This is a genomic window from Amycolatopsis sp. NPDC039088 (assembly GCF_055598845.1).
In genome coordinates this window covers 80,001-89,550 of record NZ_JBVKAE010000037.1, presented here as the reverse complement: position 1 = coordinate 89,550, position 9,550 = coordinate 80,001, and the positions used below count along the sequence as shown (strand labels likewise).

The window sequence follows — 9,550 nt, the reverse complement described above, 5'->3', positions numbered from 1 at the left end:
CTTGCGTTCGGTGCGTCGGTCTATGTCCTGAGGTGCATGGTGTTGCGCCTTGGAGTTCCGGTGGGGTCGAGATAAGCAGGCGGGGTGAACTCGGGTAGTCCGTCTTGGGCGATTTGGACTTTCCATTCGCTGTGGTGGATCAGCCGGTGATGCCTGGTGCAGAGCAGCACGAGATTGTCGATCTTCGTTTCGCCGTGGTGGCGCCAGAAGACGATGTGGTGTGCGGTGCAGCGGGGTACGGGCATGTCACAGCCTGGGAAGGCGCAGCCTCCGTCGCGGATGGTGAGTGCGTACTTCTGGGCGAGGGAGACGGTGCGTTTGGATCGGCCGATGTCCAGCGGTTCACCCGCGGTGCCCAGAACTCCGGGCCGGACGCGGGCGTCGCAGGCGAGGATGCGGGCGTCGGTGGCGCTGATCGGCCCGACGAGATCCAGATGCGCTTCGCCGATGTCCCGCATGAGGTCGTCGTAGGACATCGTGACCAGGATGTGGGTGGCCTCGCCCGCCTGGCCGGGCAGATTCCGGCTGGTGGTCTTCAACCGCACGTAGTCGGTGAAGGCGTCGCCATAGCGTTCGTCGTGAGTACGGGAGTCCCGGACCCCGTCGATAGCCTTGTGCGGTTTCGCCATCGGATCGAGGTCGGACTTCAACCGCGCATACGTTTCCAGGTCGAGCCTGGCCTTCAGCCCGAGGGTGCCGTCACGGTGCTTCACGAACCGTAACTCCGGCCGGGTGTCTTTCGGGTCCTCACTCCGCGGCTCTTTCCCGTCGGGGTCGAGCTTGTCCAAGAGCCGTCGCCCGGCTCGGGCGATCTGCCGTGGCCCGGCGCGGCGGGCCAGATCGACGAGGATCTTCTCCCCGCCCCGCACGTCCTCCTCCGAAACCGTGGACGGGATCCGGGCCAGGGTGCGGATGATCGCGTCGATCTGGCCGCCGCCGATCGCACCCTCCGCCGCAGCCTTAGCGGTCAACGGCGCCAACGGCGGCTCAGGATCTCCGCCGATAGCAGGACCCGGATGCAGGGCCAGAACCCGGTCCGCGCGGACTCCGGCTTCCTTGTCCGTGACCTGAAAGTCTTCGAAGATCATCGCAGCCAGTGTCGAATGACCGGAGCATCCACGGACACCGCGGGAATTGATTTCCGCCAGGATCGCGTACTGCTCCGCCTCCAACTGCCGCTTCAGAACCTCGATTTCCTGCTTCCGGGCATGCAGCGTCGCCGTATCGACACGCCACCACTCGGAGCGCACCGCCTGAGGACTGTTTTCGCTGGCCACAACCCCAACGATACCGAAGATCGAACAGGTGTGCTAGCCCGATTTGCGTAGCGGTCACGTCTGGCTCATTTCACCCGATAGGGAACAACGGACCGTCAAACAACTGCGCTGAGCAACATACTTAAAGGACGCGTAGGCGCCTTCGCTGCGAAGCTTTCCGAAGGGTGCGCTGAGACGGTCGTGAGTGGTAATGACGGTTCTAGCCGTCTGTGCTGTTTCAGGACCTCACGGACAGATGCGTTTCAGGAATTGTCGGACGGTTTGGTGTCGTCGATCAGGGTGGCTGAAAGATGTGGTGTGCGCTTGGTGGCCGGGTCGCATACCGATAGAAGGTGTCCCGGGAAACCCCGTGCTCGCGGCTGAACCTCGCCACGTTGATCTTCCCGCCCGCAGCGACCCGGGCAACCGTGGCGACGAGCTCGGGATCCATCGAAAACCCTGCTCTGCTCCGCTCGCGAGACCGGACCTTTCGTGGGTTGCGACGGTGAGGTCCATCACGTAGCGTCCCGCCCACAAACGTGAAGTCAGTTCATGTTCGTGGCCGGGAGGTGCTACATGGCGGTGAGCCGGAGGCGGGTTCTTGCGGGCGCGGCGGCGTTGCCGGTCGCGGCGGGCGTGCTCGGCGCGCGGCAAGCGCAAGCGGCGCCGGCACCGGGTTTCCGCGTCGGCGTCGGCATCTCCGACGTCACCGGCCCGGCCGCCGAGAACGGCATGATGGGCTACTCGATGCCGCAGCAGCAGACCGCCGGCATCCACCTCCGGACCCGGGCGCGCGCCTTCGTGGTCGACGACGGCGCCAAGCGGATCGTGTTCGTGACCGCCGATCTCGGCGCGCTGTTCCAGTCCGTACACCAGGGCGTGCTGCGCAAGCTCCAGTCCGCGTACGGCGACCTCTACACCGAGCAGAACGTGCTGCTCAACGCCACGCACACCCACTCCGCCTGTGGCGGCGATTCCCATTACGCCGCTTACGATCTGGCGATCCTCGGCTTCCAGCAGGAGGTCTACGACGCCGTCGTCGACGGGATCTTCGAGGCGATCGGCCGGGCACACGCGAACCTCGCGCCCGGGTCGATCCGGCTCGGCCGCGCCGAGCTGACCAAGGCGAGCGTCAACCGCTCCCGTAAGGCCTTCGACCTGAACCCGAAGGCGGACAAGGACCACTTCCCGCAGGCGATCGACCCGGCCGTCACGGTGCTGCGGTTCAGCCAGGGCGGCGTCGACGTCGGCGCGATCAGCTGGTTCGCCACGCACGGTACCTCGATGAGCAACGGCAACCACCTGATCAGCGGCGACAACAAGGGTTACGCCGCCTACGAATGGGAGCACGACCACGCCGGGGTGCGGTACCTCGACGGGAATCCCCGGTTCGTCGCCGCGTTCCCGCAGACCAACACCGGCGACATGAGTCCGAACCTGAACCTCGAACCCGGCACGCCGGAGACGGAGTTCGAGAACACCCGCACCATCGGCGGTCTCCAGTTCCGCGCGGCGAAGAGTGCCTTCGACGCGGCCGCCGAAGCCGTGACCGGTGGCGTCGACCACCGGATGTGCTACGTGGACATGTCCGACGTCGCGGTCGACGCGAAGTACACCCCGAACGGGCGGCCGCAGCACACCTGCACGGCCGCGATCGGGGTGTCGATGCTCGCGGGCAGCCGTGAGGACGGCCCCGGGCTGCCGCTTCCGGAAGGGGTGAAGAACCCGTTCATCGACTGGCTCGGCGGCATCGACGCGCCGATCCCGCAGGCACTCGCCGACGCGCAGGCGCCGAAGGTGGTCGCCGTCCCGTTCGGTGCGATGAAGCCGTATCCGTGGGCGCCCGAGGTCCTGCCGCTGCAGCTCGTCCGGATCGGGCAGCTGCACCTCGTGGCCGTGCCCGCCGAGCTGACCATCGTGTCCGGGCTGCGCCTGCGCCGGACCGTCGCCGCGGAACTCGGTGTCCCGTTGGAGAACGTGCTCGTCCAGGGTTACGCCAACGCCTACAGCCAGTACGTCACCACGCCGGAGGAGTACGACTCGCAGCAGTACGAGGGCGCGTCGACCCTGTTCGGCCGGTACACACTTCCGGCGTACCAGCAGGAGTTCGCCAAGCTCGCGGCCGCGATGAAGGCCGGAACGACGGTGCCGCACGGGCCGACGCCCCGGGACCTGCGCGGGAAGCTGATCAACTTCCAGCCCGGGGTCGTCTTCGACAGCGCGCCCGCGTTCAAGAACTTCGGGGACGTCCTGGTCGACGCGAAGAGCACCTACGCGCGCGGCGAGCAGGTCGCCGTCGAGTTCGTCACCGGGCATCCGAAGAACGACCTGCGCCGCGGCGGCACGTTCCTGGAGATCCAGCGGCTGGTCGACGGCAAGTGGATCCGGCACGCCGACGACGGCGACTGGGACACGAAGTATCACTGGGCGCGGACGTTCGTCGCCGAATCGAAAGCCGTCGTCCACTGGAAGATCCCCCCGAACACCCCGATCGGCAAGTACCGGGTGGTCCACTTCGGCAACTGGAAGAACGGCTGGAACGGGGCGATCTCCGCGTTCAGCGGGACTTCGCGGACATTCGTCGTCTCCTGACACCGAAAGGGTCTTCTGTGCGGAAACTCGCCGTACTCGCCATTGCCGCCGCCCTGTTCGCCGGAACCGCCGCCCCCGCTCAAGCCGCGGTTTCGGTGAAGGTCATGGCGTTCAACATCTGGCAGCTCCCGTGGATCGCCAGCCCGGACACCTCGGACAAACAGGTGAGGGCCCGTGCCGCCGAGGCCGTCATCCGCGCGAACGACGCCGACGTCGTCGTCCTCGACGAGGCGTTCAGCGCCCAGGCGGAGGAGATGCGGACCCGGCTGAAGGACGTTTGGCCGTATCAGACCCCGCTCGTCGGCCAGTACTGCACAACGTCGCCGGGCTGGACCACGGTGAACGGGAATTGCTCGAATTCCCCCATCGTGGTGAACGGTGGGGTGACCGTGCTGAGCAAGGCGCCGGTGACCGAGAAGCACCAGCTGGTCTTCGGCAATTCCTACTCCGGCACGGCGGATTACCTGTCCAACAAGGGCGCCGCGCTCGCCCGGCTGGTCGTGAACGGGAAGCCGCTCTGGATCGCGGGCACCCATATGCAGGCCGACGAGGGACCGGCGACGCTGCCCAAGGCGCACGAGGTCCGGATGGCGCAGCTCGGCGAGATCCGGGAGCTGGTCACGAAATACGCACCCGCGACCGAGCCGGTCGTCATCGCGGGCGACCTGAACATCGAGTACTGGGCTGGACAAACCCGCAAGGACTCACTCGGCCGGACCCAGATCCAGCAGGGTGAGGCCTTCCTCGACGGTGTCCTCCGTACGACGGGCGAAGGCGCGTACACGTTTGACGCGGCGACGAATCCGAACGCCGCGAAGTCCGTTCCGGTGACCTACCGCGACTCGCTCGACTACGTCGGAGCCGTGCGCGCGGGCGGCCGTCCACTCGCCGCTGTCGGCCCGGTACAGCTCGTGCATTACGACGGTGGCACGATTCCCTCCGACCACTACTCGGTGGTGGCCAAGATCCAATACTGAGGCCTTCATCGGGAGAATCGCCTCGAGGAGGATCATGGCATCGCTGCCAGCACGGACGAGGTATCGCTACTCGCTCGGCTCGTTCGTCACCGGCGCCTTCGGCACGGTTCCCGGCCTGCTCCTCCTGAAGTACCTCACCGACACGATGGGCGTCGCGGCGGGCGTGGCCGGCCTGATCGTGTTCGTTCCCAAAGCGTGGGACGTGCTCTTCAACCCGATCGCGGGAAGGCTGTCGGACGCGGACATGGTCCGCACCGGCAGCCGCCGCCGGTTCCTGCTCTACGGCGGCATAGGCGTCGCGATTCTTTTCGCGGCACTGTTCGCGCACCCGGGCTTCGGTGGTCCGGTGCCCGACGCGATCTACGTCATCGTCGTGTTCCTGTTGTGCGCCACCGCGTACGCGTTCTTCCAGGTGCCGTTCAACGCGCTGCCCGCCGAGCTGACCGACTCGGCCGAGGAACGCACGAAGCTGACCAGTGTCCGGATCGGCTTCCTCGCGGTCGCCATCCTGGTCTCCGGCGGTGGCGCGCCGGCGGTGACCGACCTCGTCGGTGGTATCGCCGGTTACCGTGTCATGGGCCTGTTCATCGCCGTGATCATCCTGGTCGCGACGCTCGGCGTGTACTTCGGCCTGAAGGACGCGCCCGTCGGCGCGCTGCGGCCGAACACGGTGAGCCCGCGCGAACTGCTCCGGACGCTGGCGCGGTGGCGGCCGTTCCGCTGGCTGCTCGGGGTCTACTTCATCCAGGCGCTCGGTATCGGCACGGTGCTGGCCGCGATCCCGTTCTTCGCCGAGCGGATCCTCGGCAGCTCCGGCTACTCGACGGTCCTGTTCGTCGGTTTCGTCGGACCGGCGCTGCTGACCATGCCGCTGTGGCCGAAACTCGGGGCGAGCCTGGGGAAGCTGGCCGGTTTCCGGATCGCCACCGCCGCTTTCGGCGTCGGGCTGCTGGGCCTGCTCGGCGCCCAGGCGCTCCCGTTCGCGGTCACGATGGTGTTCGTCGCCTTCTGCGGTGTCGGGTACGCGGGGATCTCGGTGTTCCCGCTGGCGATCCTGCCGGATCTGATCAGCGACGAGGAAGAGCGGACCGGCGAGACCAGGGCGGGGATCGCGGCGGGGGTCTGGACGGCGTCGGAGACGCTCGGGCTGGCGCTCGGCCCCGGCCTGTGGGGACTCGTGCTGCAGTTCGGCGGTTACCAGTCCAGTCTCGACGCCAAGGCCGCGCAACCGGACAGCGCGCTCACGGCGATCCTGCTCGGCGCGTCGATCCTGCCGGCCGTGCTGATCGTGCTGGGCATCCCGTTGCTGCGGAAGTCGGTGCTGGAGCGCCGGTCGTGACCGCCGAAGACATCCTCCGGGAGCTGCGGGAACTGCGCGCGGGAGACCTGCCGACGCACGGCGGCCGGACGCTCGCCTACGTCTACGACAGCGGTCTGTCCGAAGTGGACGAACTCGGTGCCGCGGCGCACGCGCTGGCGTCGTCGGCCAACGGTCTCGACCCGACCGCGTTCCCCAGCCTGCTGCGGATGGAGAACGACCTCGTCGGCACCGCCGCGCGGCTGCTGGGCGGTACGGCGGCGACGGTCGGCTCGGTGACCTCGGGTGGCACGGAATCGTGCATGCTCGCGGTACTGGCCGCGCGAGATGCCCGTCCGGAAGTGACGTCGCCGAGCATCGTGCTGCCGACGACGGCGCACGCCGCGTTCCACAAGGCGGCGCATTTCTTCGGTGTCCGCGCGGTTTCGGTGCCGGTCGACCCGGTGACCTTCCGTGCCGTCCCTGAAGCGATGGCCGCCGCCGTCGACGACACGACGGTGCTCGTCGTGGCGAGCGCTCCGTCGTACGCCCACGGCGTCCTCGACCCCATCCCGGAGATCGCGGCGCTGCTCGACGGCGTCCGGTTCCATGTGGACGCCTGCATCGGTGGCTGGGTGCTGCCGTACCTGGATCTCGGTCCGTTCGGCTTCGACGTTCCCGGTGTCACCAGTGTCTCGGTGGACCTGCACAAGTACGCCTACTGCCCCAAAGGTGTGTCGGTTCTCTTGCACGCCAACGCCGAACTACGTCGGCCGCAGTTCTTCGCGAGCGCAGACTGGCCCGGTTACACGATGCTCAACACCACGCTGCAGAGCACGCGCTCCGGTGGCCCGCTCGCCGCGGCGTGGGCGGTCGTCCGTCATATCGGCGACGACGGCTACGGGAAACTGGCAACGGCCGCGCGCGAAGCGGCCGTGGAGATCCGTGCCGGAATCGAGGCGCTGGACGGGCTGCGCGTCCTGGGCGATCCGGTGTCGACGCTGCTCGCGTTCTCCGTCGAGGAAGACGCCGGATTCGACCTGTTCACGGTCGCGGACGAGATGCGTGAGCGCGGCTGGTACGTCCAGCCGCAGTTCGCGCACGACTCGTCGCCCGCGAACCTGCACCTGACCGTGACAGCGGCGAACCGGGCCGGTGAACGGGAGTTTCTCGAAAGTCTCGCCGCTTCGGTCGAGGCCGCCCGCGAGTCCGGTCTGGTGGTCGTCGACCCGCAGGTGGCCGGGTTCGTCGCCGCGCTGGATCCCGCGACGCTGACTTCGGAGCAGTTCGCCGGGCTCCTGGCGGCCGCGGGCCTCGGCGAGGGTGCCGGGTTGCCTACGCGGATGGCGGAGATCAACGCGCTGCTGGCCGCCGCGCCCGGCCCGTTGCGGGAGCGGCTGCTGCTGGAGTTCCTCGGCGGGCTGTACACCGCTTCCTGAATCGGCCTTGACGCAATCAAACGGTTGCTATACAAAGTTATAGCAACCGTTTGATTGCTACTTGAGGAGGCCGTCGTGGGATTCCCCGACCGCATCGAACGCACCGTCGAGATCGCCCATCCGCCCGCGAAGGTCTGGGCCGCGCTGACCACGGCCGAGGGGCTGGGCACCTGGTTCGGGAACCAGGCGACCATCGACCTGCGCCCCGGCGGCGACGCCGAGATGAAATGGGACAACGGGCACAAGGCGAACATGCGCGTGGAGCGCATCGAGGAGCCGGAGATCTTCGGTTTCACCTGGCAGATCTACGGCCTGCCCGACGACGATCCCCGCCGCACCTACGTCGAGTTCACCCTCGAGCCGGTCGGCGCGGGTACCCGGCTCACGGTCGTCGAGAGCGGCTTTTCCCAGCTTCCGGACGAAACCCACCGCACCGCGTTCGAAGGGAACACGAAGGGGTGGGCGGCCGAGTTGGGCGAACTGATCGAATACCTCGATGCCGCCTGACATCGAAGCGATCGCCGAACAGGTCTTCGTCGCACTCGCCGACCCGAGCAGACGGAGCATCCTCGCCACCCTCGCCTCGGGCGGCCCGGCCACGGCGACCGACCTGGCCGAGCGCCTGCCCATCACGCGACAGGCCATCGCCAAGCATCTCGCGCTGCTCACCGACGCCGGTCTGGTGACCCCGGAGCAGGGGGAACGTCGCCGCGTGCGGTACCGGCTGCGCTCGGCCCCGATGCAGGTCGCCCAGCAGTTCCTGGCGGCGCTGGCCCGTGACTGGGACGGCCCGCTCGCAGCCTTGAAAGACCATCTGGAGGATTCATCATGAGCTTCACCACGAGTTTCACCGTCGACCAGACGTCGCAGCAGGTCTTCGACGCCTTCAACGACGTCCGCGGCTGGTGGTCGGAAGAGATCGACGGCGGCACGGTGCACGTCGGCGACGAGTTCGAGTACCACTACGAAGAGCTCCACCGCTGCCGGATGCGGATCACGGAGTCCGAGCCCGGACGCAAGGTCTCGTGGCTGGTCCTCGAAAACCACTTCGACTTCACGCAGGACAAAACCGAATGGGTCGGCACCACGGTCACGTTCGAGATCAGCGAGAAGGACGGTAAGACCGAAGCGCGCTTCACCCATCACGGGCTGGTCCCGGAATACGAATGCTTCGAGGTGTGTCACAAGGCGTGGACGTTCTACGTCGGCACCAGCCTCCGCGCGCTGATCACCACCGGCGAGGGGCAGCCGAACCGGCAGAGCGAGCTGCCCGCGGAGCTGGCGCGATGAAGACGGTCACCCCGGCGGAATGGGAAGAAGCGCGCCTTCGCTTGCTGGTGAAGGAAAAGGAGCTGACCCGGGCCCGCGACGCGCTCGCCGCCGAGCGACGGCGGATGCCGTGGCTCGCGGTCGAGAAGCCGTACGAATTCGAGGGGCCGTCGGGGAAGGCGAGCCTGCTCGACCTGTTCGAGGGACGACGTCAGCTGATCGTCTACCGGGCGTTCTTCGATCCCGGCGTGGAAGGCTTTCCCGACCACGCCTGCAAAGGCTGCTCGCTGGTGGCCGACCAGGTCGCGCACGTCGCCCACCTGAACGCCCGCGACACCACACTGGCCTTCGCCTCGCGCGGATCGCAAGCGGACATCGCGCGGATGAAGGCGCGGATGGGCTGGACGATGCCGTGGTACACGATGACCAGTGACTTCGACGTCGATTTCGGCGTCGACGAATGGCACGGCACCAACGCGTTCATCCGCGAGGGTGACCAGGTGTTCCGGACGTACTTCGTCAACAACCGCGGCGACGAGGCGATGGGCAGCACGTGGAGCTACCTCGACATCACCGCGCTGGGACGCCAGGAGGAGTGGGAGGACTCGCCGGAAGGCTATCCGCAGACCCCGCCGTACGCGTGGTGGAACTGGCACGACGCTTACGAAGGTGCCGCGCCTCCCGGTGGTGACGCCTGCTGCTCGCCCCGCGATTAGAGGA

At 67.5% G+C, this 9,550-nt stretch carries 9 protein-coding genes; 8 read left to right on the top strand and 1 reads right to left on the bottom strand.

All coding sequences use genetic code 11. The features are described 5' to 3' along the window. Positions 1–20: 20 nt before the first annotated feature. Positions 21–1,277: an HNH endonuclease signature motif containing protein gene (locus ACZ7KI_RS35205; RefSeq protein ID WP_470277336.1), complete on the bottom strand. Its 1,257-nt coding sequence runs from the start codon at positions 1,275–1,277 to the stop codon at positions 21–23. 555 nt (positions 1,278–1,832) lie between these two features. On the opposite strand from ACZ7KI_RS35205, the gene ACZ7KI_RS35200 reads away from it, so the two are divergent. The 8 genes from ACZ7KI_RS35200 (at position 1,833) to ACZ7KI_RS35165 (ending at position 9,546) form a co-directional block, all read left to right on the top strand. After that, entirely contained in the window at positions 1,833–3,848 is a 2,016-nt protein-coding gene (locus tag ACZ7KI_RS35200; protein ID WP_470277335.1) for a neutral/alkaline ceramidase, read from the top strand. A 17-nt stretch (positions 3,849–3,865) separates the two neighbouring features. Beyond that, positions 3,866–4,825 carry a sphingomyelin phosphodiesterase gene (locus ACZ7KI_RS35195; RefSeq protein ID WP_470277334.1) on the top strand — a complete coding sequence of 320 codons (960 nt, stop codon included), beginning with the start codon at positions 3,866–3,868 and terminating at the stop codon, positions 4,823–4,825. A 34-nt stretch (positions 4,826–4,859) separates the two neighbouring features. Then, on the top strand, positions 4,860–6,164 hold the full coding sequence (locus tag ACZ7KI_RS35190; protein ID WP_470277333.1) for an MFS transporter: 1,305 nt from the start codon (positions 4,860–4,862) through the stop codon (positions 6,162–6,164). Next, entirely contained in the window at positions 6,161–7,561 is a 1,401-nt protein-coding gene (locus ACZ7KI_RS35185; protein ID WP_470277332.1) for a pyridoxal phosphate-dependent decarboxylase family protein, read from the top strand. Before ACZ7KI_RS35190 ends, ACZ7KI_RS35185 begins: the two co-directional genes overlap by 4 nt. A 75-nt stretch (positions 7,562–7,636) precedes the next feature. Further along, entirely contained in the window at positions 7,637–8,068 is a 432-nt protein-coding gene (locus ACZ7KI_RS35180; protein ID WP_470277331.1) for an SRPBCC domain-containing protein, read from the top strand. Then, positions 8,058–8,393: an ArsR/SmtB family transcription factor gene (locus ACZ7KI_RS35175; protein ID WP_470277330.1), complete on the top strand. Its 336-nt coding sequence runs from the start codon at positions 8,058–8,060 to the stop codon at positions 8,391–8,393. The genes ACZ7KI_RS35180 and ACZ7KI_RS35175 overlap by 11 nt, the downstream gene beginning before the upstream one ends. After that, positions 8,390–8,851, top strand: a complete 462-nt coding sequence (locus ACZ7KI_RS35170; protein WP_470277329.1) for an SRPBCC family protein — start codon at positions 8,390–8,392, stop codon at positions 8,849–8,851. Before ACZ7KI_RS35175 ends, ACZ7KI_RS35170 begins: the two co-directional genes overlap by 4 nt. Further along, positions 8,848–9,546: a DUF899 domain-containing protein gene (locus tag ACZ7KI_RS35165; RefSeq protein WP_470277328.1), complete on the top strand. Its 699-nt coding sequence runs from the start codon at positions 8,848–8,850 to the stop codon at positions 9,544–9,546. The genes ACZ7KI_RS35170 and ACZ7KI_RS35165 overlap by 4 nt, the downstream gene beginning before the upstream one ends. Positions 9,547–9,550 lie beyond the last annotated feature (4 nt).